This is a genomic window from Paenibacillus sp. FSL R5-0749 (assembly GCF_038595085.1).
Taxonomy (GTDB): domain Bacteria; phylum Bacillota; class Bacilli; order Paenibacillales; family Paenibacillaceae; genus Paenibacillus.
This window is the reverse complement of sequence record NZ_CP152005.1, coordinates 1,410,603-1,436,412: the sequence shown is the minus strand read 5'-3', so window position 1 is coordinate 1,436,412 and position 25,810 is coordinate 1,410,603. Positions and strand designations below refer to the sequence as shown.

Sequence of the window (25,810 nt, the reverse complement as noted above, 5' to 3'; positions counted from 1 at the left end):
CCCCCTGACTTTATACGGATTCGAACGGAAGTGGAATGACTGCCGTTACTGTTGTTCCCTTGCGGGAAGAACTAACGATCTCCAACCTGCCCCCAAGCGATTCGGCCCGTTCCTTCATAATGGACAGGCCAAGTGAATTTCCAGACGATGTCTTTGGCCTTTGCGCACCGCCTATTCCGTGATCTGCAACGGTGAACACCACTTCATGCTCACTTAACTTGAGGCTGACCTCAGCAGAAGGAACATCCGCGTGTTTCCGTATATTATTCAGCGCTTCCTGCCCAATTCGCCATAATGCTTCTTCTATATTACGCGGTAAAGACCGCATTCCCGTCCGATTCATCACCACTTGAAGACCTTGGCTGGTACCGTATTCCTGTAACGCATGGAGTAGCCCTGCTTCCAGTCCTGCAGGACGTAGCTGCATAATTAATGCGCGCATTTCCTTAAGAGCCTCCTGAGACAAAGTCCGAATATCCTTCATCGCTTCCGCTGCCGGGTGGGCCTGTTCGGATGCTGTCAACATACTTTCCGCACCTTTAGCAGTTAACGATAGTGAAAATAGAATCTGATTAACCGAATCATGAAGATCACGTGCCAACCGGTTTCTCTCTTCCAGTCGTGCCAGTTCTCGGCGATTCTCCGCCAGCTTCAGACTCTCCCATGCAGCCGCAATATGCTCAGCCAATGCTTCCAGCATTTCAAGGTCTGCCTGTACAGGACCTGCTGTTCCTGTTCCTATTCCGATCACCAGAACTCCCGTTTCCCCTGGCGTATGATACGGGAGAGAAACAACCATTCCCGAGGCAATGGAATTCATCGTCTGGTCAGGCTCGTATAGACTAAGTATCTCAGCCACCTCTATTGCAGACAGAGATGTGGCACGATGACTATGGATTACCCGGTTCATGTGGTTTGCCGCTTCCGAGGATACCAGCGCACTGGATAATGTTCGAACCTTATTGTCTGCATACACTGCCTGCAAAACGAACATTCCGTTTTTCTGCTGAATGATTGCGGCAAAAGGCCAGTCATAATGCTGTCCAAGCAGCTGTACAACTTTTACAGAAAAGGCATCCGAATTGCTGCATTCGTTCACCGCAAGGCCCAAGGCCGTGCTGAACTCCCCTAGCTTGGCATACAGATCAGCTCGCTGCTGCTCCGCACGATACAATCTCATCCGATCCATCGCACTACCAATCTGGTACGCGACGCCCTGTAACAGTGCCAGTTCACTATCGCTAAAATGTTCCTTGGCTGGCGCAGCCACGTTGAGCAAGCCTAGCATTTTATCACCTGACCGCAGCGGAACGGTCGCATGGTGGGTAATATCGTGGGTATCTCCCCATTGGAATTCCACGGCATCCTCCAACCGTTTACAGTTAATGATGTTGACCGCATGATTCAGACGACCGTCCCTGAAGCGGTTCACACACCAACAAGTACCCGTTCGCATGGGCTCTTTATCTTTACGCAGTAATGCCGGGGGCAGATTGTAATCCGAAACACAGGCATAGTCTCCACGTTCATTAATCAGAAACATCCAGCCTGCTGTTAATCCGGTCAACTCCAGTAATTTGCCGACCACGGTATCCAGCATGAGGTTCAGATCATTGGACGTATTGAGCGTTTCTGCGATTGTCTTCAGCGTGACCATTTCCTGCATTCCGACTTCTTCCGACATGACAGTCTTCTCTCCTTTGGCTAATGCCAACTGTGGTTTGTTCAACTATTGTAACCAATCCACCTTGGATATTAAAGGATCAACTTCTTCAATCGATAACTTAGCCCAGCTTCTGCCGCTCCTTGCGGGACACAGACAACGGCTCCATATTAATTAGTCCTCGATCTGATAGAGCCAGCGCCATTTTGTAGAAAGCACGCGTACGAATCTTCGTATACGTGTCCTTGCTGACAGGCGGATCAAACACATGGTTATACACTTTATAATCAAACACATCATCGTCTTTCAGATATCGTTCGCATACGAGAACACGTTCCTTTTCACTCAGGCGGGACACCACAAAATCAATCGTATCGCAGTATGCCTGACGCGCTCGCTGCACATCCACATTATAGATCGCCGTTCGTGCCGTGGAATCCCCCGTCACATTGGTTGCACCGTGGAAACGCTCCGCATAACTTGCCGTCACCATAACCTCTCGTTCTTCAAATGCAATCGTTTTATAGATTCGATATTTCTCCAGCGCAGCTTCAACAGCCGTTTGCGTTTTGCGTCGGTCCAATTCGGGCAGCATCAATTCCATATTTATCTTCCTCCTTTAACATTAGGTATAGAATGAAAGTCTAGTAGCTTCGCATATTCACTCTGATGACAGAATAACCTTCCGATCGCTGTTATCCCCGGATTTCTTTGATTATATTTTCAAAAGTGGAAATCCAGTGATAAAGGCGAACACTTCGCTTCTCCAGCTTTTTTCTGCCCTCTTCGTTCTTGAGTACCTTAAAATTCATTCTATAAAAGTTAAACCCTCATGCTCTCATCTTTATTAGAGTTATCCAGATCTCTGAAATAATAACGACATTTTTTCAATTTCCCGCTGTTGCCTTTTGGAATCACTCCAAATCGGTATAATCCGGGGAATTCCCTTCTTCAAAGGGTGGTTTCTTAAACTCCAACCTGTGTCAATGTTACATTTTGTTCGTATGGTGTTCGTATTTCTATTTGAGGATACCACTTTCTGGAGATCGGAGTAAACCTTCATTTTGGTTCATTTTGACGATAAAATAAAACCTTCGCTCTCATTTCCTATGCCTTTTGGCATAATTGTTTCATATCCCTTTACCTAATGGTATATATACGTTATAGTACTGTTTAATTAATGAACTTCCGTATAAGTCATTTGATTTTTAATATTAAGAAGATGCCTTTGAAATATGTGTTAATGCACTTACCAAGAGCCAACGTAGTGGAGGAGACGGAATCGATTCTGAAGAAGCAAAGCGTTCGGCTTTAGCAACGGATTTCACCCTTTAGGAAAGGGATACAGGAAATCCGGGGATAACAGCGATCAAAAGAACGATCCGAATCCGGAACGGCGCACCCGCAGAGTTTTAGGGTTGTCGCATTCACCTTTCTTCTTAATATTAATTTCAAGCACTTGTACGAATCGAAGGAGTTGGCATACATGGTGGAGCACGCTTTTGGTCCTTATATGAAACAACTGCGCGAGCAACAGGGATACAGCATCAATCAGCTCGCCGAAGCAGCCGGAATAAGTAACTCACAGATTTCACGTATTGAAAATGGGGTCCGGGGTGTGCCGAAACCAGCAACTATCCGCAAGATTTCAGATGCACTCTCGGTGCCTTATACAGAGATGATGAAACAGGCTGGTTATATCGAACCAGGGAGTGCCACCGAACTTCAGGAAGTACCGGAATGGGCTACATACAAAGACCGTCGTGATTTCAAAAAGATGCTGGAGGACGATGATGATCTGATGTTTGACGGCATTCCACTCGATGAAGATGACAAGAAACGAATTAAGGATGTACTGACAGGTCTGTTCTGGGAAGCCAAACAGATGAACAAACGCAAAAAGACAGACGAATCGGACAATCGCCCATGAGGCACGACGAACTGAATTTAATGAAGCAGCAGGTGAGATCATATGGATGATATCGTAACAAAGCTGATTCGAAAACACCGGACCAACTGCCCTTTCAGCATTGCCCGCGCGGTTGGAATACAGATTCGTTTCACCAATTTGGGGAAATCCACCAAGGGGCTGTACTTCCGCAAGCTCCGGCGCAGGTTTATCGTCATACACAATGATTTGCCGCCGGAATGGCAACGGTTCGTGTGCGCCCATGAGCTTGGCCATGACCGGCTTCATAAAGGGATTAATCGATTCTTTCTGGAGGAACATTCCTATTTTGCTCCAGGCAAGCTGGAAAGACAGGCTAACCGTTTTGCCATTCAGTTACTAACCTCCGGGATAATGCCTGAACCGGATGAATCTTTGGAGAAATTTTGTTTACGTACCGGACTGCCGCGTGAAGTGCAGCATTTTTTTTACACCATTTAAGAACATACGTTCTTTGCGGAGATTATTTTTACCAGTACCAATATAAACATGTCACTTTCAGGTTACTTATTTTTACGTGATTCGCGAGATTTCCTAATAATAGTCTGTTAAAATACTATTTGAGCTATGTAAACGCTCTAGTAGATTATTATTTGGGGAGGTATCGGATTCATATGAAAATCTGGAAGAATTACGTTTCACTTCTGCTAACGGTCTGTTTGCTGTTTGGCAGTGTAGGTATTGCCGCGGCTGCAACGGACACCACTCCGGGCACAGGCAAACACATTACTATTCTACATACGAATGATACGCATGCCCGTGCAGTTGAATCTTCACCTGCCATGGGTTTTGCCAAAGTAGCTGGAATCGCTGACAAATATCGCAGTGAAAACCCGAACACACTCCTACTGGATGCCGGAGATGCTGTACATGGTACAACTTTTGCCACTCTCGTAAATGGTGAAAGCATCGTAAAAGTCATGAATGAAATGGGATACCAGGCCATCGTACCGGGTAACCACGAATTCAACTATGGTTCGGATCGCCTGATTGAACTGGCAGACATGATGAACTTCCCCATGCTGAGTGCCAACGTGAAGAAAAAAGACGGAACACGACTCTTTGATCCTTACCTCATCAAAGAGGTGGATGGCGTGAAGATCGGTATCATCGCTTTGACTACACCGGAAACGTTGTACAAAACGAATCCGAAAAACGTAGAAGGTCTTGATATTACAGATCCATCTGCGGAAGCCAAAGTTCTGGTAAACGAAATTCGCAGCAAAGTAGATGTTGTTGTTGTCTTGGGACACCTTGGACAAGACGCATCCAGCACGGATACTAGTTTCAAAGTCGTTAAAGAAGTTCCTGGCATCGATGTATTCATTGATGGTCACAGCCACACTGTACTGCAAGATGGTCTTGTATCCGATAATGGAACATTGATTGCAAGTGCAGGGGAATACACCAATTATGTGGGTGTCATCGATCTGTGGGTAGACGGTGGTAAAGTAACGAAGAAACAAGCAACTCTAATTGATGAAACGGAAGCAAAAGACATCAAACCGAATGAGAAAGTTGCAACTCTCGTAAACTCCATTCAAAAAGAACAAGAACCGATTTTGAAAGAAGAAGTAGCCAATACAGCTATACTGCTGGATGGTAAACGTGAACAAGTACGTGCAGGTGAAACTAACCTGGGTGACCTGCTTGCAGATGCCATTCGTGATGTCAGCAATGCCGATATCGCACTGACTAACGGTGGGGGTATCCGTGCTTCCATTGAGCAAGGTGTCGTAACCAAAGGTGATATCATCACAGTGCTTCCTTTTGGTAATCAAGTGGTAACTCTTGAAGTGAAGGGATCCGATATCCTGGCAGCCCTTGAAGTCGGTGTAGCCTCCTATCCGGAACCAAGCGGTGGATTCCCGCAAGTATCTGGAATCAAGTTCAAAATCGACGCTTCCGCTGCTGAAGGTAGCCGTGTACATTCCGTGACTGTTGGTGATAAAGCCCTTGATCCGGAAGCCACATACACGCTGGCAACCAATGATTTCACAGCTGTTGGTGGTGACGAATACACCATGTTTGCCAAATACCCAACAACAGGTATGTATGGCGCGCTGGACGAAGCATTGATCAATTACATGCAGAAGCTTGGCGCAGTTAACATCAAAACAGATGGTCGGATCAGTGAAGCGAAAAAACCTGCAGTAGAGCCGGAAACTCCGGCAACAGAAACACCAGCTCCAACCAAGCCACAACCAGAAACACCAAAACCGGAAAAACCGGTTAAACCAACACCAAGCAAACCAGCTCCAGCGAAACTGCATGTTGTGAAATCTGGAGATTCCCTGTACTCTATCTCCAAACAATACGGCACAACTTGGCAGGCATTGCAAAAGCTGAACAATATCAAAAATCCACACTGGATTTATCCAGGTCAACAATTGAAATTGCCCGCAGCTTCTTAAGCTCAGCAAAGTGCGTATAGGCGTGATCGCTGATATGGTTCAATTACATCACGAATCTATCTTGCCATAACAAAAAGGGAGTCCCTAAAGCCAGATTACTGGTTAAGGGACTCCCTTTTTTTCTATTCCATTTTTTAATATCTGTTGTTTAACATCCACCCATATCAGTTATGTTGAACATTTCCCGTGGACATATCCTGCTGATCTTGACAATCATTTGAAGTAAAAATAAATCCCTGCATGGACTTTACGGACCAAGTTTATCACGTGCCTTCGATACCGAACTATATAAAAACTCTCCAAAATTACTGTATTCATGCGGTTATTATACATTTGATTTCGACATCTCTGTCTTCTCAAAATTGCATACTTGCACATCAATCCGCCCTGAGCATGATGATCTCGAATTCCTTAATCATAAAACCATTTGTATACTGAATACAACGATCCCCATTTAGTTATTTCGTCTGATACAACAACTAAAATCTCGCCTATTTATATGTCTATAGCCCTCTTTTTCATACTCGAATTGGAATTTTGGCAATCAAAATGATCGACCGCATGATATTCGGTACTACTATATGAACTTATATCATTAGCCAAATAGATCTAGGAAGTGAGCTGTTCCTTCACATAACACACGGCTTCCTGGGCCGTTAACGAGATTCGCTTCGATTCACCTGATGCTGCAAGGGCGTGTGATCCCAGTTCAACCTGTCCTTCTGCTGCTCCTCGGCCAATCACGATCTGTACAGGCAATCCGATTAGCTCCGCATCCTTGAATTTCACACCTGGTCGTTCATCCCGGTCATCGACTAATACAGTGAAACCACCCTCGACCAATTGTTGTTCCAGTTCCAGCGTGAGTTGACGCTGCTGCTCATCCTTCCAGCTTACCGGAATCAGATGCACATCATATGGCGCCACAGTCGCAGGCCAACGTATGCCTTCATCTCCTGCATACTGTTCAGCTATCGCAGCCATCAGACGGGATACGCCAATGCCGTAACACCCCATGACTGGCGCACACTGGCGACCATTACGATCCAGGAATGAAGCACCCATGGCATCACTATATTTCGTTCCCAATTTGAAAATGTGTCCAACCTCAATGCCTTTGGTAAAACCAAGTGGTGAGCCACATGTTGGGCAAGCATCCCCTTCAGCAGCAAAACGGATTCGTTCTACTCGCTCCAATGCAAAATCAATGCCTGGGCGTACACCGGAAATATGCATATCCACTTCATTGGCTCCTGTGATTGCACTCTTCATCACTGCCACGTCAGCGTCCACCACCATCGGCAGATTCAGTCCAATCGGACCCAGAAAACCGACCTTCAGACTCGGATGTGCTGCAATGGCTGCATCGTCTGCAAGGATCAGTTCCTCTGCACCCAACACCTGCTTTAATGCGATATCATTCAGTTCATGATCTCCACGTACAAGGGCAGCAACGAGCCGACCGTCTGCCAGATAAAGTAGTGTTTTGATCATATGATTAGCAGCTTCGCCCACAAAGGCGCTTAACTCTGCAATCGTACGAACGCCAGGTGTCGAGATGCGTACTACGTTTTCCGCTCCTGAATGTTCATCCGCTTGAAGAGCGGAGTCTGCACTGGCAGAGTCGACTGGAACTTCCAAGCTCCCTTCTTTTTTCTCCGTATCTTCTAGAGTCTGATAATCAGCTTTCTCCAGATTTGCGGCATATCCGCAATGTTTGCAGGTGACAATTGTGTCCTCCCCCACATCAGCAAGAGCCATGAACTCGTGTGTTTCCCCCTGACCGCCAATCGTTCCTGCGTCCGCCTCGACACGGATATAGTCCAGACCACAACGTTCCAAAATGCGACTGTAAGCTGTATTCATCGCCTGATAGGTACGATCAAGTTCTTCCCAATCGGAAGCAAAGGAGTACGCATCTTTCATGATAAATTCACGACCGCGCAGCAATCCAAATCGAGGACGGCGTTCATCCCGGAACTTGGTTCCGATCTGGTACAGCGTGAATGGCAGCTTACGATACGAGTTCACCTCATCCCGCGCTAACGCAGTTACCACTTCTTCATGTGTTGGTCCAAGAGCAAACTCCCTTGCATGCCGATCCTTTAGACGCATTAATTCAGGACCATACTGGGTGTACCTTCCGGACTCTTCCCACAGTTCGGCTGGCTGCATAATCGGCAGTAATACTTCCTGACAACCGGCACGATCCATCTCTTCTCGAACGATCCGTTCAACGTTCAACAATATACGGCGTCCAAGAGGCAGGTAACTGTAGATTCCTGCTGCCAGTTGGCGAATCATACCGGAGCGCAGTAACCAGCGATGTCCGGCCGCATCTGCCTCCGCTGGCGCTTCACGTAATGTTGGAACAAACATTTCACTTTGACGCATCTGGACCACTCCCAATCTTCTTTTTTATTATCAAAATACGGCGTGTAAACAGCAAAAAGACACATCCGTCAAGGGACGAATGTGTCGTGGTACCACCCTTGTTTAACTGCATATTCATCCGTTCGCAACCTATGCGATCTGTAAAATGCAGTCCTACGGGGCATAACGGGCCCTGCCGGCGGATGTTGCAACCCTGAATGAGTATTCTCTTCCGCAGCTCGCGAGGTAGGAATTAGGAAGCAGCTACAGGAACCTTACACCATACTGTCCCCTCTCTGTTGAAGCTGGCTTGCACAATCATGTCCTCGTTATAACGCTGTTATCATTTTTGACCACATTAGTTCATTTACAAGTAATTGTCAACCAACTTAACCAAATACAACTCCTGAATAATACTCCACTACATCACGAATGAGCATAAACGCATCCCCATTGGTAAGATTGTTCTTGTCATGAATGCCAGCAAGTGTGTCGTCACTTATAAAGTTTTGCGTTTGCAATTGAGCAAGTGCATCTTCAAGTGAAGTTTCAGCTTCTGCAGATCCCATTGCCAGACATAACATATACGCAGCCTGATCCAACGTTAAAGGTAGACTTGAGGCATTCTCCATAGTGGCCAGAGCTTGATCGACACTGCCGGTGTAGGCTTCTGGGAACATCGACTGCATTCTTTTCAATTTACTTAAAAATCGTTCCGGATTCATTCCTTTATCCAGTTCCCAACCATCGTTATTATAATTGCCTGAAGTCATATACATACTCGCGGCAGCCAGCAATCCCTTGTAATCCTTATGTTCCATATACTTAGGCTGTTCGAAATGATGTACCTTTAGATCCATACCCTGTTTTTCCAGCATTTTGCGTAATTCAGATGCTCGCTCTTCAGAAGCTGAGAGTTCTCGGAAGGACTCCTTATGGACGTAGGCCAGTTTGACCGCCGCTCCTGCCGCTTCTCCCTCTGCCATTCCCAGCGGTACAACTCTCGCACTACCATGTGGGATTGTATCATAACTTGCTGCACGTCCGACGACAAGCATACCATCCACCTTTAGCGGAACAAGAGAACGAAAAGGTACACCATATTGAATCGGACTTAACATAATCGTGCCGGCATTTCCAACACTCGTGCTCTGAATATCAATATCGTATGAACCGTATCCAATGGCATCCCAATGATCACGATTTTCCATGACATCCGCTAAAGTTAATCGATACTCGCCATAGATGTGACGTGACTCCCTCACATAAAGCTCATTCGCTGTCCCAGCATATTGCAGCCCTGCGAATTCATCATAATTTTTCTTCAGAAAATCAACAATTCGTGGGGCTTCTTTATTCCCGATCTCCAAACCTTCTTTCACAGATATGGGATCTAACGGGTCTACCCCAAAGATCTGCATCGTGTTAACCAAGATTGTATCATCATTTTGTCTTCCAATATTCAGACTACGAATCTTAATATGTTGTGGATTGGAGGATTCATATTTTCGAGCATCACCGTACCCCCAAGCACTCATCTTATCAACCCCGGTTCCCTCTCTTTCCCTAAACTTTTGCCATACCTCATCTGTAACACCGCTTAGCTTGAATACGAGCGTAGAGACCATTTTGGATTTACCATCTCCAATATCTTGTCTACCGATGGAGTATGGAACTCCTGCAGCGGCTGCAATATCCGCATCTTGCGTCGCATCAATAATGGAGCGGGTTGATATCTGAACCGTTGTTCCGTCTTCTTTCGTTATGCTCATCCCCGTTATTGTCGTGTGATCTCCCGTAGATTGTTCAGTAAGAGGAACTAATTCCTTCGCGTTCATCAACAGGTCAATATTAGGTTCAGAACGAACCATCCGATAGAAAACGTTAGCTGCTGTATGGGTATCAAAAGAACTGCCCTCGATCTGGTCAAACCATTCCTGGAAAATGCCCTTGTTCAAAAAATCAGGCTGTCGCAAACTACTCAATAACTGCGGTTGTTCAGGGGAATAATTTAGATCCAGCGTATTAAGGCCTCCCTCGGTTAACAATCCGCCCAACATGTTGCGATCTCTGGCTTCCACCAGTAACACACGCATCCCATTACGAGCAGCTGATAAGGCAGCGGTAATACCTTCAGGGTCCGTTCCAGCTACAATCACGTTATAGGAATCTTTCAAGGTTAATGTAGATTCTACGTTCTCCAGTGGCTGCCATACATAATTATTATTAAATTTATAATTCTTGTTCCAAATATAAAATGCACCATAAGCAGCGCTCATTAACACAACAAACACACTAGCTGTAATTGCTGTTATTTTCATTTTTCTGCTAATCAAAGAAACAAACCTCCATATGTACTGTAAATTCAATAATAGAACTCATGAAGCAGTTTTCCTATGCTATACCAACAACCGACTAATTTCTCTCCTTTCCTGCATGAATAGGCATAAATAACAAAAAAACTTCCCAACATTTCAAACTGTGTTAGGAAGTTTTGATAATAATTCTACTTTTATGTCGCCATACATACAGACCAATATATAGGAAAGCCCCTAACTCCACTCATTATAACGACCACTTTTTGCGAAGTAAAGACTTACCAAAACCGGAAATGCATCTGTTAGATGATTAAACATTCCAACAGTTCGTTCATCCTGATTACAATGAATTCTCTGGCGATGGCTGACATGGAAGCATGTTCCCTGTAATATAGAGAAATAGAAATCTACCACAGGTATTAATCGATAAAGGAGCTTGTCCTATGCCATATATCATATATGATCTTGAATTCACGGTAAGCCGCAATACTCGCTATTCTTCTGAAATCATTGATATCGGCGCCGTCAAAGTTACGGAAAGTGCGGATGGATTGGCCGTTACGGACACGTTCCATACGTATGTTCGTCCTTCCAACAAATCCGTTCTGTCCACTGACACGATTCAGTTTACAGGCATCACGCAGAAAGATATTGATGCAGCCCCACTTTTTCCGGCAGCATTGATTCAATTCATTGCCTGGATGGGAAGTGACCCCTATTACATGTGTTCCTGGGGACCCGATGACCGCAGCAAACTGATCTCTCATTGTCGCACCCATCAACTGGATGTGGCCTGGATCACCAATCATAACGATCTCCAGCAACAATGGTCGCGCACCGTTCGCAAAGAAGGCAAGTTCCGTCAACTCGGTCTCGCTCAGGCTCTTGAAATCTGCGGCATTGAATTCGATGGTACCCAGCACCGCGCATTGGATGATGCCATCAATACAGCCAAGGTATTCATGCATCAATTCGACCGATTCACGCTGGAAAATAACTGTGCAGCCGATGATGAAGGCATTGCATCCAAGGTTGTCTATTCCAGCTCTACAGAAGATGAGGAGAAAGAATCTCCGTTTGGCAACCTGGCAAACCTGTTCAAATCCAAAGAGTAGCTCTACACAGCACGGTGCCTAATCGTGTGTTGCGATAGAATAGGAGCCTTCTAATCTCGACTTCTATTGTACATTTGCTGCCAATAGTTCAGGCGTTCTTTCATCTTGATGCGGCATATCTCTGGTTCGAGGATCTCCGCATCAGGTCCATATTTGGATATCCATACGAGAAACTCCTCAACGTCACTTAAAATGGCTTCAAATAACAGGCTACCTTCCGGTTCTATGGTTAAGATGGGGCGTATATAGAATTGTTCCTGCATTACACGCTCCACAGCATGGGGTGCAAATCGAATTTTGAACGCAGTCCACTCCGTACTTCCCTCATATGCCCAAGGAATGCGGAAGTGTGATTGTATGAGATAGTCCTCTTTTCGAAACGTACGCGGCAAGATCCGTATCCTTAGCAGCCGGCTCACCTGAAATATTCGAAGTTTCTCCGACAGGTGACAATACCCTAACAGCTCAAATCTGTATTCTTGCGGGATAAGACAGTAAGGATCTATGCGTACAATTCCTTTTTTCCCTTGAGACAGATACTCCGCTTCAATAGTGTTCTGTGAGATTCCAGCCTGAAGCAGGGTAATCAGGGATTGGTTCTGTGAATCATTATTTTCATGTTGCCATACGGGCAATCCCACTTTGAATAATCCACTTATTTGCTCCGACCATTCCACACGTTCTGTTTTGTTTTTCTGACTCGAAGCAACCACTTTCTCATACGCGCTCTCAAAAGCAGGTTTCAGCAAAGGACGAATATTCTCCATAACTTCAGCAAGATGCATGAAAGCTTGGGCTTCTTCATCAGACCAATTAAGCGGATACATGGCAAAATGGCTGATAAACATGTACCCTTGTCCGTGTCCCATATTGGCGATCGGGATATGCATTGCACTGAGGGCCTCCATGTCGCGGTATATCGTCCTTTCCGTCGTCTCGCATCGCTGGGCAAGCTCACGCGCCAGAATGCCTGGCTTGGCTTGTACCAGCGTGATAATGCGCATTAATCGGATTAGTCGGTCTGTCATTTTGCCGGACCCTCCACGATGTTGTTTCAATAAATTTGATACAACTCCATCCATAGTTTAATATGATATTGATACATACATTCGACCTTCTCCTAAACTTCACCTTCAAAACATATGTAGACTCGTTCTCTCTATACCGTAACCATCTGAAATCAACCCTATTCGCCTAATATCTTTTGTTCACGGTCATGATATCCGGTTGTAAACGTGATTTCATAATGACAACGCAGCTTCTCAACGATCTCGGCTTCTGTGTAATAATCCAGATCCTGCTTGCGTGCGGCTTCAATTAACAGCGCATCTGCATGACGACGCAACATATGACTCCCCTCTTGAACCCGGCCCCTTTCATAGGCACGTAAGGCTTGCTTGATCAACGGTACAGTTTCACTTAACTTAATGGTCTTTTCCACCTTCGGATCTTCCGGCTGTCTCAGCATGCCGAGATGACTGGTGTACTGAATATACAACTGCTCTCTTCGTAACAATACGCGTTGACTTTGCTTCAACTTCCTTGTGCTCCAGTAGGCTGAACATACCGCTGCTTTTCCTGATACATGGGGTCCCATGACGAATTCAAGCAAAATTTGTTTGCTCTCCCCTTTGTATACATCACCAAGCCTGAGTAACCAACCAATATCTGTTTCTTTGGAGCGACATCCATAGATGCCTTTGAGCTGTACCCCATATTCCGGTTTGAGCAAAAGTTCCAAATCTCTTGATACAATTTTGGGTGCTATTTTCCTAAGTCTTTTGGCAGGGGCACCGTTACGCCACTCTACCATCATATATACGGGGTCGGCTCCCCCTGTCGGTATGGCCTCTTTATTCCACGAATAAGATACTTCAAAGACTGAGTTCACTGGTAGTCTCTCCCCCGATTTATGTGTATTATCTTCTAAGTTATCAGGGTGAATGGACACTATATTGTCACGGAACACATGTTCCCATTAAATTTTTCCAATATATTAGTTTCTCGTCCCCAAATCCGCCTGAATACGACAATAAACGACGAAAAAGCCTGGCACTATGCCAAGCTTTTCAATCCTTAATCTATGACAAGTCCCAAATTAAACTGTAGGATGATCAATTCCCATTTTGTGTAAGTATTGTGTACCATCTGCTTGGGTTACCGGAGCATAGGTGACACTGTCAATGACCAGCTTACGCCCTACTGGCTCTCCGTTAACAGTGATCATAATTGTTTTGGTTGATGTGTTCTGATCTGTCGTATACATATGTTTCTACTCCTTCATGTTCGCGATCTTATATTCAATCGGATATATTGGTATCGTTCATTAAATTGCGTATTTGTGAATAGCATGCACCCGGAACTGAAGTGAAAGTTCTGTTAAAACGGTCCGGTGTGCTTGCCTATCGTTCTATTACCCCACAGATTTATATGCTAAACAGCCCTGTTCCTAAATCATTTTAAATATTTCGGGTAATAAAACGATATCATCTTGAACCCATCGTCCCGATTTTGACGTATAATGTAAGAGCCGTATTTCAACAATAGACGACGATTTCGGCGATTGCTCGATCTAACCGAAGAAAGAGGTGTTAACGATGCCAAAATCCATTCAGGGTTATTTCATTCGGGTGTTATTCACCACATGCATTCTATTTACCGTTTCGATCGCTTCGACAGCAAATGCAGCCAGTGCCAATATTTTTACAGATATATATAGCGGCTGGGAGCGAGTCTCCGAATTGCCTGGAGAAGTGAACGCTCTGCAGGAAAGTTACAAACAAACCATGGAGCAATTGAATCAAACATCCGCTCAGCTGGGACAAGCTCAGGCCAATGTCGAAGCATTTAAGACCCAGAACGAACAGCTACTGGCTCAGAACCAGAAACTTACTGAAATGGTAAGCAAATTGCAAGATGACCAGAATGCCAGAGCGGCTGCCAGCAAACGAATTCAGACGATGATCATCACTGTCGTTTCTCTTATATTGGGTTATTTTGTTCTGATTCGTGTGATGCGTTGGGGAATGCGTCGCCGTTCAGGCCGAGTATAAAAGACAGGAGCAACTGCATGAACATACACCTGAACCATGCTGAAGCAGGCGGAACTGGACAAGTCGTCACATTTTCACTGATTAAAGATGACCGCCTTCATATTCTGCATCCACAGCAAATAGTGGCCTTCCGCGGTCCAAGTGGGAGCCGCAATGATAAATTCATGAATATTACAGGCATATATCGCAAGAAAAAGCTGATTAAATCTGAAATTACCGGACCTTGCCAATTTGTGGCTGCCCTGCCTCCCGGATTCACCATGAAGGAAGTGGAGCTCACGGAGGACAGTGATCTGCTCTATGATTTCCGCCACCTGTTCTTCTACTCGGATGGTGTAACGATGCATACCAAAATCCAAAAAATCAAAAACATGCTGATCACCCGTGATGCAGTGAAAATGAAATTTTCCGGCAGAGGTAAAATCGGATTGCTCACTCAAGGCCAGGTCTGCCAACAGGAACTTCACCCAACAGCACCGCTGTATGTGGATGCCGGTAGCATCATTGCCTATCCCGAGAATGCACATCTGGAACTCACGGTATATGGTAACAACCTTGCCAGTCAGCATATGAATTATCATTGGAAGATGACAGGACATGGATCTGTACTCTTTCAGGCTGGACGTGAGAATCGTCGGTTGGAACAGGATCTCAACGATGAGGGTCTGTTCAAACGAATTCTGAAAGAAGTGATCCCTTTCGGGAATGTACTGATCAAATAAACATATCAAATAGACCGTTAGTTAATGAAGCCAACCGATTAACTGCCACTGTGCTCAAGTGGGGTGGTCACCACGCGGTTTCATGTTATAATGGTTCAGACAATTGAAGAAGAAAATCCGTGCCATAGGGCGTGTCTGAGAACTCCGAAGGAAGCAGATTTTGCCGAATTTTCGTTCCAAGCAAGGAAATTTTCCGCAGGCGTGCCGGGGCACGTCAAGGGAAAGTGACGCAGAATGGGGCGAAAAGGCGGTAAAAGATGCACTTCAGCGAGTTTTGAGACACGCCCTACGGCATGGGAGAGGTTCGCGAACTCCCTCTATAAGACTTGACCTTGTGATGGTCAGTATAAGTCTTGCGTACACGTTACTTAACGTAATGTACGTAAAAAACTAAGGACACTTGCTCATGGCTGCTTTTTTTGAAGCGGTTATCGAGAAGGTGTGTTTTTTGATGGATGCCAGTTCATGAACTTCTCTGTTCTTCCGACACTCTATGCCTTCGTGCATGGTTTGATCTCAAGAAGATAGAGAGGTTTTTTTATGTTGAACGAAGAAAAAGCAGTCGTTGTATTCAGCGGCGGTCAGGATAGCACCACGTGTCTGTTCTGGGCCAAACAACAGTTTGCCGAAGTCGAGGTTGTTACGTTTGATTACGGTCAGCGCCACAAGCTGGAGATTGAATGTGCTTCCGAGATCGCTCGCGATCTGGGCGTGCAGCAAACGGTTCTCGATATGAGCCTGTTAAACCAGCTTGCCCCCAACGCCCTCACGCGCACAGATGTTGAAATTACACATGAAGAAGGCGAACTGCCAAGTACATTTGTGGATGGACGGAATCTGCTGTTCCTCAGCTTTGCAGCCATTATGGCCAAACAAAAAGGAGCTCGTCACCTGGTTACAGGTGTATGTGAGACGGATTTCAGCGGATACCCGGATTGCCGGGATTCATTTGTAAAGTCGATGAATGTGACACTTAATCTCTCGATGGACTACCCATTTGTCATTCATACGCCACTCATGTGGCTGGACAAAGCCCAAACGTGGAAGATGGCAGATGATCTCGGTGCCTTCGAATATGTTCGTGAGCGTACCCTGACCTGTTATAACGGCGTAATTGGCGATGGATGCGGAGAATGCCCTGCTTGCAAATTGCGCAAAGCCGGACTGGATCGTTATGTACAGCAACGTGCTGCTGCTGAATCGGCGGGAGTGGATGTACGATGAGAGAGCCGGGAACATTCCGTATTGTGGAGCATCTGCAACGAATAGGTGAAGATATCCTACCCACCCAGCTGCGCTATCACCGCAAACGTGTGCTTGTAAGCAAAGAATTCACCTTTGACGCGGCACATCATCTGCATTGTTATGAAGGCAAGTGCAAGAACTTGCACGGTCATACGTATAAAGTGATATTTGGCATCAGCGGTTATCCGGGTGAAACCGGGCTGACAGTTGATTTTGGACATATCAAGGATATATGGAAAACTCAGATTGAGGGTTATCTGGATCATCAGTACCTCAACGAGACACTTCCTTTAATGAATACAACAGCTGAAAATATGGTCGTTTGGCTGTTCGAACAGATGGAACATGCGCTTCAGACAGAGCCATATGCTGGACTAACCGACGGCGGACGGACAGAGTTTGTAAGGCTCTTCGAGACACCAACCAGTTACGCGGAAGCGAGACGGGAGTGGATGATTGATGAGTAGTGTTGTAGAACATGGGCCGTCGCGTGAACGTAACCAAGAGGCTCGCATCCCTGTGATGGAGATTTTTGGTCCGACGGTTCAAGGCGAAGGCATGGTCATCGGGCAAAAAACGATGTTTGTTCGCACCGCGGGTTGCGATTATCGCTGCTCCTGGTGCGACTCGGCCTTTACCTGGGACGGCAGTGGCAAGGACCAGATCCAGATGATTACGCCGGAGGGCGTATGGGAAGAATTGCGCCGCGTTGGCGGCACGCGTTTCTCCCATGTCACCATCTCCGGCGGTAATCCCGCCCTGCTCGCTTCGCTGGGCGGGTTGGTTGCCCTGCTGCGGGAGAACGGCATCCGCACCGCGGTGGAGACGCAGGGCTCCCGCTGGCAGCCTTGGCTGGCGGACATTGACGAAGTCACCGTCTCGCCCAAGCCACCCAGCTCCGGCATGGACACGGATTGGTCCGTGCTGGATGATCTGATCGGACGGCTAGCCGCTGGCCCGGCAGAACGAAGCCATAGTCTGAAGATCGTGATCTTCGATGAGACAGACCTGGGCTATGCCCGCCGTGTGCATGCACGATATCCGGGCACGGATCTATTTTTACAAACCGGGAACCCGGATGTGACTTCCGCCGATACGCCAGATCTGGCGTCCTCACTGCTTGCTCGTTATGAGTGGCTGATTGACCAAGTCAGTGCATCCGATGACCTGAATGATGTTCGTGTGCTTCCACAGCTTCATACGTTGGTATGGGGCAACAAACGCGGCGTCTAATGGGCAGTATTGGTGGAATGGGCGGCATGGATGAGAACGAAATGTCCTCAGACAATGAAGAGAATTAAACAGGCACGATTGAAGATTGCCTATTCATATATACCGCGAAGCTTCGGGCTTTGACGGAAACAAGGAGCGCTTAATAACCGATGAGACAACCTGATGAGATGCAAGATGTGACGTTGCTAGGCAACCAGAACGTAAAATATACGTTTGAGTACGATCCGGGCATTCTGGAGAGCTTTGATAACAAACATCCGTACCGTGATTATTTTGTTAAATTCAACTGCCCGGAGTTCACCAGCCTGTGCCCGATTACGGGTCAGCCAGACTTTGCAACGATCTATATTAGCTACATTCCTGATATCAAAATGGTCGAGAGCAAATCACTCAAGCTGTACCTGTTCAGCTTCCGCAACCATGGTGACTTCCACGAGGATTGTGTGAATATCATCATGAACGACCTGATCAAGCTGATGGACCCGCGCTACATCGAAGTATGGGGCAAATTCACACCGCGCGGTGGTATCTCCATTGACCCGTACACAAATTACGGTAAGCCGGGAACGAAGTACGAGCAGATGGCCGACCATCGCATGATGAATCATGATATGTATCCGGAGACAATTGATAATCGTTAAAGTAGTCTGGTTCATGCAATCTCTATAAAATAGAATCATTGAATGCCCAAAAGCCGAACTCTTCCATCTGAAGAAGTTCGGCTTTTTAGTATAAACCTGTAGAACCTCCGTGTCTCAATCCTAAGTTTGGAGTCAATTTCAAGTAGACTGATCTTCCTTCAGTTCTTTGACCTTTTTAACGTAATGTCTCAACATCAGCACACCAATCGATTGAAAAATGATAAATATGACGATAGCAGCAGATAGAGATTTCGGTGCAACATAGAGAGCCTGAAACGTGATTACAGCCATATATACAATGGTCATTACCAGTTCACGTCGAGCTGATTCATAAGGCGATAAGGATTTCAATGCCATCCCTCCCCTTTCCTTTTCATTCTAAAATATGGAATTTATTATTATGAAGTCTAAAGTAACACATTTCTTTTGTAAATGTACGTTTTCTCTTGTTCCCCTTGTCGGTCCAATCAATCTATCCTATTATGTAACAATATGCTTACACGCATAGAATACAACATCAGGCGCTGATCCCTCGTGACCGCGACCAAAGGAGAATTGTACATGTCTACACAAACCTCATTATCCAAGGACGCCGCAGCGCGTTCGAAAGCCCCACCCGGATTGGATGCACAAAGCACCGTTTACCGGATACTTATTGCGATCAGTCTGGTTCATCTGTTCAATGATTCGATCCAGTCGGTCATTCCAGCTATTTTCCCGATTCTGAAAGACTCGATGCATCTCACGTATACTCAGATCGGATGGATTTCTTTTGCGATCAACTTTACCGCATCCATTATGCAGCCTGTCGTAGGCTGGTTTGCTGATAAAAAACCAACGCCGTCCATTCTACCCATCGGTATGGGTTTTACATTTACGGGCATGTTGCTGTTGGCCTTTGCTGACAGTTATATGGCTGTCCTGATATCCGTTATCTTTGTCGGTCTGGGTTCTGCCGCTTTCCACCCGGAAGGTTCGCGGGTATCCCATATGGCTGCCGGTCAGCGCCGTGGACTGGCACAGTCCATCTTCCAAGTGGGCGGTAACGCGGGGCAGTCTCTTGCCCCATTGCTTACACGCTGGATCTTTATCCCGTTTGGACTGTTCGGTGCTATTGGATTTACAGGCATTGCCGCCATGGGAATCGCCGTTCAGATCTACATCGCCCGTTGGTATGGACGCATGCTGCAATCGGGTGGATATCTGCGTAGACAAGCTGCTGCCCGGCGTGCACCCAATCCAGCATTGTGCAAAAAGATCACTGCCGCCATTACGCTATTGATCTTGCTCGTCTTTGTTCGTTCCTGGTATATCGCTTCCATTGGCAGCTTCTACGCGTTTAATCTGAAAGATACCTTTGGATTGTCCACAGAGGACGCACAGATCTATATCTTCCTGTTCCTGGCTGCAGGAGCACTCGGTACGTTCTTCGGAGGACCTCTTGCGGATCGGTTCGGCAAACGTAATCTGATCTTCCTGTCCATGGCCGGAGCTGCTCCACTTGCTCTGTTGTTACCTTATGCGAATCTGTTCTGGACAGGTGTACTCTTAACCATTATTGGTTTTATCATGTTATCCAGCTTCTCGGTTACGGTGGTATATGCACAAATGCTGATTCCAGGCAAAATCGGAACGGTTTCCGGTCTGATCACAGGTCTGGCATTTGGTATGGGGGGGCTGGGTGCACTCGTGCTAGGGAACTGGATTGATGTTTTCGGTGTATCACCCGTGATGCAAATGTGCAGCTTCCTGCCCCTGCTAGGGATCTTCACATTCCTGCTTCCATCCGATAAATTGCTGAATATCTGGGCCAAAGAAAACGGTAGCGAAGAGTAAGCAATACATCAACAGGTGTCCACTTTTTATTCTATGTTAGATCCAATCCTTGAGTGGCAGCATCGCCATATACGATGTTATGCTGCGATAACGAACCTGACAGTTCTTATTTGAACGAATACTGCCGTTTTCGTAATCTAAAGAATCTGAGCAACGCTATTCCCGAGAAAACGGCTGAAAACTTTGGGATGTGCGTGTGCAATGAGTAAATAACGTGTCTGAGATTCTCTAGAAATCAGGATTAGTGAAATATCGCCAAATAACGTCAGCTGAGTTCGTTAGATTTCACTTTAGTCACTACATTTGAAGTCTAAATTAACGATTTAAACCATAACAACAAAAGGGGTTCCGCCAACTCTGTATTTACAGTTCGGCAGGAACCCTTTTTGTTATATTTAGATTTTCTCGTAATGATCCTCAACCATATCACTCATGTCTCACATCACAACGCTGTTAACCCGGGCTGTATGCAGTTCCTTCACATCTTCAAACTCAAGAAATACCATCACCGTATTTTTTATCGGATGATATGCTGCGTCATTTTCCATTTATGTGCCCTAGCACGCCTTTGGAAAACTTCCTTCATGGAACGAAAATGTGGAAAATCAGCTTCTTTGGAGTTGTCAGACACGCTATATAGCTTCATATAAAGAATATTTACACGGACACTCCGATGACAGAACAACCTTCCGATCGCTGTTATTCCCAGATTTTTTGATCCCTCTTCTAAAGGGGGAAATCCGGGAATACAGGCGCAAGCTTCGCTTCTTCAGGTTCTTTCTGTCCTCTCCGTTATTGTGTAAATGTTAAATCGAACCTATATAGTATTCTTCTGTAATATTACGTTTAGTACGTTTTCTCTAATATTACTTCAAACGCTGAAGGATCAGACGTTTTTTGTACAGCATTTTGCCTGCCTCCGCTACATCCCGGATCGTATTTTTGTTGCTCACTGATCCAAACACCATGCCGGCAATTGGAATGAGCTGGAACAGCTTCTTCCAGCCAAAGGATTCACTATAGGAATTAAAAACTTCTCGCCAGCCCTGCATCTGCGATACCACTTCAATCGGCTTGTCCGGGTCGTCGTATGCGGCGAGTTCTTCAATGATCGCTTTCTTGCCTACGATATCAGCGGATGAGAATTGCAGACATTTCACAATAAAGATGCGCTCCAGCGGTTCATCTGGATCATAGCCGTAACATAGCGCCATCTCCTGAAGCACCTTCAGGGAAAGTCCCATCACCATCGGAATATCTGCTGCAATAGTTACAATGCCACCAAAACCTGTAGCTGCACCCTGTGCCGCAGCAAATTTGGTTCGACTCTCGGTAATGTTATCAGCCACCTGGTCCAACACTTGAAGCGGCAACTTTTCCACACTATGAATCTTCGTTGTGCCCTCGGTTTCAGCTTCCTGCTCCAAACGATAGGTCGTATCTATCATGGAATAACCGGACTTCTCGGCTTCCTCTTGCAGCAGCTTAGCTACTTTTTTCTTCTGTACGAGGAACTTTCCCCCATGCTGGACATACTGCCCAACGTCGTTCAGGGAATCTCCAATTTTCTGTTTTAACGCTTTAGGCATCACTTTATCCAACATCGCAAAGGGCAAACGCCCAATTTTATCCCATATAAACAAGTCCTTCTGTTGTTTTTCCCATTTCAAAATCTGTTCCAGTTCCTGGTCCAAGGTTTCGCGTGAATCCATATATAATCCTCCTAATAGATTGTGCATCGTAATCTGTATCTTTCTCATACGCAGAAATCATCGTTGTGGTTGCTTTGTTTTATATCCAACACATTGACACCCATACCGCTCTTTCCTATCGTTTCCATACAAAAGAGCCCTTAAATCAGCATCACTCGCTAACCAAGGGCTCTCGTATTAAAAAGACATACTATATCTTATTTCGTTTCTGCTACTGCTTTTCCATCCGGTACCGGAACACCAAAATCAGGTGTGCCATCTTCACGCCAGCGAATCACTTGAGCACGGGCGTGACGGTTTGGATCATACAATGGATCGCCCTCGATATCTTTGTAATTACGCGCATGATAGATCAAGATATCCGTCTTGCCATCTGGTGATACAGTAAAGCTGTTATGACCTGGACCGTACTGTCCGTTCGCTTCACAGGTTTGAAACACCGGCTTGGGTGACTTCACCCAACTCGCCGGATCAAGCAGGTTGGCATCTTCATCTGCGGTGAGCAAACCCATACAATAATTGTAGTCGGTCGCGCTCGCCGAGTATCCAATAAATAACCGTCCATTGCGATGCATCACCGCAGGGCCTTCATTCACTTTAAAGCCGATGATTTCCCAATCATACTCCGGCGTAGAGATCATGACCTGTTCGCCGCGTAGCGTCCATGGGTTTTCCATTTCGGCAATGTACAGGTTCGAGTTACCCACGATATCGGGATCTTTCTGTGCCCAGACCAGATAGCGGATTCCCTTATGTTCAAAGGTCGTTGCATCCAGCGCAAATGATTCCCAGCGTGTATAGATCTGTCCCTTTTCTACCCACTCCCCTTCGAGTGGATTCGTAGAATCGTTCTCCAGCACATACATCCTGTGATCAAACAGACCTTCGTTGGTCTCACTGGTATGAGCCGCAGCGTAATGTATGTACCATTTGCCATCGATAAAATGAATCTCCGGTGCCCAGATGTTGGCACTCATCGGCCCCGTGTCACGCTTGGTCCAAGCCGTTACCGGCTCCGCATCTCTTAACTCTTCCAACGTCTCTGCTCGCCGGATTTCGATCCGGTCAAAGGCTGGTACGGAAGCGGAAAAATAATAGTAGCCGTCTGTATGACGGTACACCCACGGATCAGCACGCTGCTCCAGAATGGGATTAGTAAAGGTAATGGAATCTGTCATGGGAATGCTCCCCTTTCAAATGTGTGTGTGATAGCTCGGAGTTGAGGATGTAACGCATACGTGAAAAGAACAGGCAAGACATGGTGCACAGCGGACGTTCAGGGGTGGTAGGGCCTTGGTGCTCTCTTGTCCTCCGATTTCTTTTCCCACCGCTCCTAGCGGTTGAAATCGGATGCCAAACTCGCTCCTGCGGCTCCTTCCTCCCCCTCACTGCTTGTGCACCTTTGGTTCAGCAGCTCGCTCTTTTCGCGCTCGCGGGTTACACAACCTCACTTCGAGCCTTATATTGGCTCGGTATAATGGGGTTGACCGCTTCGCTGGGTCAACTCTCCCCATGTATTCAGAGCTGGCCGCAGAGCTATAGGCCAGCTTTGGTGCATAGCGGACGTTCAGGGGTGGGAGGGCCTTGGTGCTCTCTTGTCCTCCGATTTCTTTTTCCACCGCTCCTGGCGGTTGAAATCGGATGCCAAACTCGCTCCTGCGGATCCTTCCTCCCCCTCACTGCTTGTGCACCTTTGGTTCAGTAGCTCGCTCTTACCGCCCTCGCTGGGTTACAACCTCACTTCGAGCCTTATATTGGCTCGGTCTAATGGGGTTGACCGCTTCGCTTGGTCAACTCTCCCCATATTTAAGTACTTGATCGGCCTCAGACATTGGCCAGTATAAATGCATCTTGAATGTTTATTAGCAGCAATGTCTTGTGCGTTAACGCACCTTAAGAGGAAAGCTTTGGCATACACTGCGGACGTTCAGGGGTGGTAGGGCCTTGGTGCTCTCTTGTCCTCCGATTTCTTTTCCCACCGCTCCTAGCGGTTGAAATCGGATACCAAACTCGCTCCTGCGGATCCTTCCTCCCCCTCACTGCTTGTGCATCCTCGGCGTAGAGCTCGCGGGTTACGCGCTGCTTCCTGCCTTACTCCTCCGCTGCGCTAATCTGCTTGCCCCAGACCGCTACGCCGCGATCATCGAGGCCTGTTAGCACCAGCGTAGGCTGGCTTCTCTCCCAGTCCCAGGACGGGAGTAGCTTCAGCTCTTCTATGGAAGCTCCGCCCCATGGACTTTCTTTCCACGTCAGTGTCAATGTTTGTTGGCCATCAAATGTCCAGGTTCCAGAACCATTTTCGCTTTTAATTTTACCGTTACTTGTTAGGGTATAAGGCACTGCCTGAATCTGCCCGTCCACGGACGGATCAAGCGCCATGCCTTCCCACTCCCCGGCAATCATGGATTTCGGAATATCCTGGGCAGTCTCACCGGCGTACCGTTCAGGTGAAACCACAGGCCAGCCGTCCTTCGTCCATACCATTTTGCGTACATGCAGATAGGGCCAGTTTTTATCCGTCTCGCCCCGTGCATGATGCACAATATAATAATCGTCTCCGTCCTTGAGAACAGAGTTATGTCCGGGCGCTACCCAGCCCTCACCTTCTGTGAAGCGATAACCCCCCAGAATTTTGGTGCCGATCTCATATTGAGGCAGATGTTCTGTATCCAGCATGTTCATGCCATTCATGTCCGTGTACGGTCCTGTGATTGAATCGGCACGCGCAACCCGCACGTTATAGTCCTCGAATAAGGAATCATAGGAGACGAACAAATAGTACTTTTTGAACTCCGGGTTATACACGATGTATGGACCTTCGACTGCACCCTCTTCGGTTGCACGATCCCGTGCAGCAATGCGGGTACCATAACCCTCGTCCTTGAACTTTCCGGTATCCGGATCGAGTGGGGCAATATAGATGCCATCAAAAAACGAACCATATACCATCCACGAATTGCCCTCGGCATCCACAATGGGATTGGCATCAATGGCATTCAGTTTATCCTCTTCATTCGCAAGGGTTTTCACAACCAGCCCTTCATCTGTCCATGGGCCTTCCGGGGACTTAGCTGTCTGCAAACCAATGGCCGACTGGGTACTACCGAAACTGGATGCCGAATAGTACATCCGATAGGTGTCACCAGCCTGAATCACATCCGGCGCCCACAGGTTCACTGCACCTGTCCAATCCAGCGCTTCTTGCGGAATGCCTGGCAGAGCCTGGCCTACCCATGTCCAGTGGATCAGATCATCCGATTTGCGTACCATGACGCCGGGTTTCGGTTCTCCCGCTACACGAACGTCTGTGGAATAGACGTAGTAACCCTGGTCTGTTTTGATAATGGCCGGATCATGTGCATTGTTTACTGTCCAACGGGACTCGTCATCCAATATGGAGGTATCATACAGTTGGGTATCTTGAGGAGCTTCAGGAAAGACCGGACGGGACACCGTTTCTCCAGCCCCTTCTCCAGCACATCCCGTAGCCCCAGTAATCAACAACAGCAACATGGAAGCAACAACCCCTCTCTTCGA

At 46.7% G+C, this 25,810-nt stretch carries 22 protein-coding genes; 11 read left to right on the top strand and 11 right to left on the bottom strand.

Translation table 11 applies throughout. From position 1 onward, the window contains the following. Nucleotides 1-10: 10 nt before the first annotated feature. Together MKY85_RS06205 and MKY85_RS06200 are read right to left on the bottom strand one after the other, a co-directional pair. Nucleotides 11-1,729 carry a GAF domain-containing sensor histidine kinase gene (locus tag MKY85_RS06205; protein WP_342572111.1) on the bottom strand — a complete coding sequence of 573 codons (1,719 nt, stop codon included), beginning with the start codon at nucleotides 1,727-1,729 and terminating at the stop codon, nucleotides 11-13. Between the two features lie 55 nt (nucleotides 1,730-1,784). After that, the gene (locus MKY85_RS06200; protein ID WP_017690187.1) at nucleotides 1,785-2,267 is read right to left on the bottom strand and encodes an ArpU family phage packaging/lysis transcriptional regulator; all 483 of its coding nucleotides are present in this window, start codon (nucleotides 2,265-2,267) and stop codon (nucleotides 1,785-1,787) included. Nucleotides 2,268-3,149: 882 nt separating this feature from the next. Here MKY85_RS06200 and MKY85_RS06195 point away from each other — a divergent pair. From MKY85_RS06195 to MKY85_RS06185, 3 genes are all read left to right on the top strand, one after another. After that, complete coding sequence (locus tag MKY85_RS06195; RefSeq protein ID WP_339240212.1) at nucleotides 3,150-3,593, top strand: helix-turn-helix domain-containing protein; 444 nt, start codon at nucleotides 3,150-3,152, stop codon at nucleotides 3,591-3,593. A gap of 42 nt (nucleotides 3,594-3,635) precedes the next feature. Next, nucleotides 3,636-4,052 (top strand): ImmA/IrrE family metallo-endopeptidase, encoded by a 417-nt coding sequence (locus MKY85_RS06190; RefSeq protein ID WP_342572110.1) that lies wholly within the window; start codon nucleotides 3,636-3,638, stop codon nucleotides 4,050-4,052. A gap of 173 nt (nucleotides 4,053-4,225) precedes the next feature. Continuing rightward, the gene (locus tag MKY85_RS06185; RefSeq protein WP_339259351.1) at nucleotides 4,226-6,025 is read left to right on the top strand and encodes a 5'-nucleotidase C-terminal domain-containing protein; all 1,800 of its coding nucleotides are present in this window, start codon (nucleotides 4,226-4,228) and stop codon (nucleotides 6,023-6,025) included. A 609-nt stretch (nucleotides 6,026-6,634) separates the two neighbouring features. On the opposite strand, the gene MKY85_RS06180 is transcribed toward MKY85_RS06185, so the two are convergent. Continuing rightward, nucleotides 6,635-8,419 (bottom strand): proline--tRNA ligase, encoded by a 1,785-nt coding sequence (locus tag MKY85_RS06180; protein ID WP_342572109.1) that lies wholly within the window; start codon nucleotides 8,417-8,419, stop codon nucleotides 6,635-6,637. Nucleotides 8,420-8,787: 368 nt separating this feature from the next. Next, the gene (locus tag MKY85_RS06175; RefSeq protein ID WP_342572108.1) at nucleotides 8,788-10,734 is read right to left on the bottom strand and encodes an FAD-dependent oxidoreductase; all 1,947 of its coding nucleotides are present in this window, start codon (nucleotides 10,732-10,734) and stop codon (nucleotides 8,788-8,790) included. A gap of 425 nt (nucleotides 10,735-11,159) precedes the next feature. On the opposite strand from MKY85_RS06175, the gene MKY85_RS06170 reads away from it, so the two are divergent. Beyond that, a complete protein-coding gene (locus tag MKY85_RS06170; protein ID WP_342572107.1) occupies nucleotides 11,160-11,831 on the top strand; it encodes a 3'-5' exonuclease in 672 nt (223 codons plus the stop codon). A 50-nt stretch (nucleotides 11,832-11,881) separates the two neighbouring features. Here MKY85_RS06170 and MKY85_RS06165 read toward each other — a convergent pair whose 3' ends face one another. The 3 genes from MKY85_RS06165 to MKY85_RS06155 form a co-directional block, all read right to left on the bottom strand. After that, nucleotides 11,882-12,859 (bottom strand): WYL domain-containing protein, encoded by a 978-nt coding sequence (locus tag MKY85_RS06165; RefSeq protein WP_342572106.1) that lies wholly within the window; start codon nucleotides 12,857-12,859, stop codon nucleotides 11,882-11,884. Nucleotides 12,860-13,017: 158 nt separating this feature from the next. Beyond that, nucleotides 13,018-13,722, bottom strand: a complete 705-nt coding sequence (locus MKY85_RS06160; RefSeq protein ID WP_342572105.1) for a hypothetical protein — start codon at nucleotides 13,720-13,722, stop codon at nucleotides 13,018-13,020. 207 nt (nucleotides 13,723-13,929) lie between these two features. After that, the gene (locus MKY85_RS06155) at nucleotides 13,930-14,097 is read right to left on the bottom strand and encodes a hypothetical protein (protein WP_342572104.1); all 168 of its coding nucleotides are present in this window, start codon (nucleotides 14,095-14,097) and stop codon (nucleotides 13,930-13,932) included. Nucleotides 14,098-14,428: 331 nt separating this feature from the next. On the opposite strand from MKY85_RS06155, the gene MKY85_RS06150 reads away from it, so the two are divergent. From MKY85_RS06150 to queF, 6 genes are all read left to right on the top strand, one after another. Beyond that, on the top strand, nucleotides 14,429-14,884 hold the full coding sequence (locus MKY85_RS06150) for a hypothetical protein (protein ID WP_339259339.1): 456 nt from the start codon (nucleotides 14,429-14,431) through the stop codon (nucleotides 14,882-14,884). A 17-nt stretch (nucleotides 14,885-14,901) separates the two neighbouring features. Beyond that, nucleotides 14,902-15,606, top strand: a complete 705-nt coding sequence (locus MKY85_RS06145) for an AIM24 family protein (protein WP_339240194.1) — start codon at nucleotides 14,902-14,904, stop codon at nucleotides 15,604-15,606. 543 nt (nucleotides 15,607-16,149) lie between these two features. Beyond that, nucleotides 16,150-16,830, top strand: coding sequence for a 7-cyano-7-deazaguanine synthase QueC (queC, locus tag MKY85_RS06140; protein WP_339261333.1), 681 nt, complete (start codon nucleotides 16,150-16,152; stop codon nucleotides 16,828-16,830). Continuing rightward, a complete protein-coding gene (gene queD, locus MKY85_RS06135) occupies nucleotides 16,827-17,318 on the top strand; it encodes a 6-carboxytetrahydropterin synthase QueD (protein ID WP_036611465.1) in 492 nt (163 codons plus the stop codon). The genes queC and queD overlap by 4 nt, the downstream gene beginning before the upstream one ends. Then, nucleotides 17,311-18,084 (top strand): 7-carboxy-7-deazaguanine synthase QueE, encoded by a 774-nt coding sequence (gene queE, locus MKY85_RS06130; protein ID WP_342572103.1) that lies wholly within the window; start codon nucleotides 17,311-17,313, stop codon nucleotides 18,082-18,084. Before queD ends, queE begins: the two co-directional genes overlap by 8 nt. Nucleotides 18,085-18,233: 149 nt before the next feature. Then, nucleotides 18,234-18,725: a preQ(1) synthase gene (gene queF, locus MKY85_RS06125; protein WP_017690202.1), complete on the top strand. Its 492-nt coding sequence runs from the start codon at nucleotides 18,234-18,236 to the stop codon at nucleotides 18,723-18,725. A 138-nt stretch (nucleotides 18,726-18,863) separates the two neighbouring features. On the opposite strand, the gene MKY85_RS06120 is transcribed toward queF, so the two are convergent. Next, on the bottom strand, nucleotides 18,864-19,076 hold the full coding sequence (locus tag MKY85_RS06120; protein WP_339240188.1) for a hypothetical protein: 213 nt from the start codon (nucleotides 19,074-19,076) through the stop codon (nucleotides 18,864-18,866). 210 nt (nucleotides 19,077-19,286) lie between these two features. Between MKY85_RS06120 and MKY85_RS06115 the strand changes: the two genes are divergently transcribed. Then, entirely contained in the window at nucleotides 19,287-20,561 is a 1,275-nt protein-coding gene (locus MKY85_RS06115) for an MFS transporter (RefSeq protein WP_342572102.1), read from the top strand. 866 nt (nucleotides 20,562-21,427) lie between these two features. Here MKY85_RS06115 and MKY85_RS06110 read toward each other — a convergent pair. From MKY85_RS06110 to MKY85_RS06100, 3 genes are all read right to left on the bottom strand, one after another. Beyond that, nucleotides 21,428-22,273 (bottom strand): EcsC family protein, encoded by an 846-nt coding sequence (locus tag MKY85_RS06110; protein ID WP_339240186.1) that lies wholly within the window; start codon nucleotides 22,271-22,273, stop codon nucleotides 21,428-21,430. A 197-nt stretch (nucleotides 22,274-22,470) separates the two neighbouring features. Continuing rightward, nucleotides 22,471-23,451 (bottom strand): family 43 glycosylhydrolase, encoded by a 981-nt coding sequence (locus MKY85_RS06105; protein WP_339259325.1) that lies wholly within the window; start codon nucleotides 23,449-23,451, stop codon nucleotides 22,471-22,473. 913 nt (nucleotides 23,452-24,364) lie between these two features. Continuing rightward, a complete protein-coding gene (locus MKY85_RS06100) occupies nucleotides 24,365-25,786 on the bottom strand; it encodes an arabinan endo-1,5-alpha-L-arabinosidase (RefSeq protein ID WP_342573285.1) in 1,422 nt (473 codons plus the stop codon). Nucleotides 25,787-25,810 lie beyond the last annotated feature (24 nt).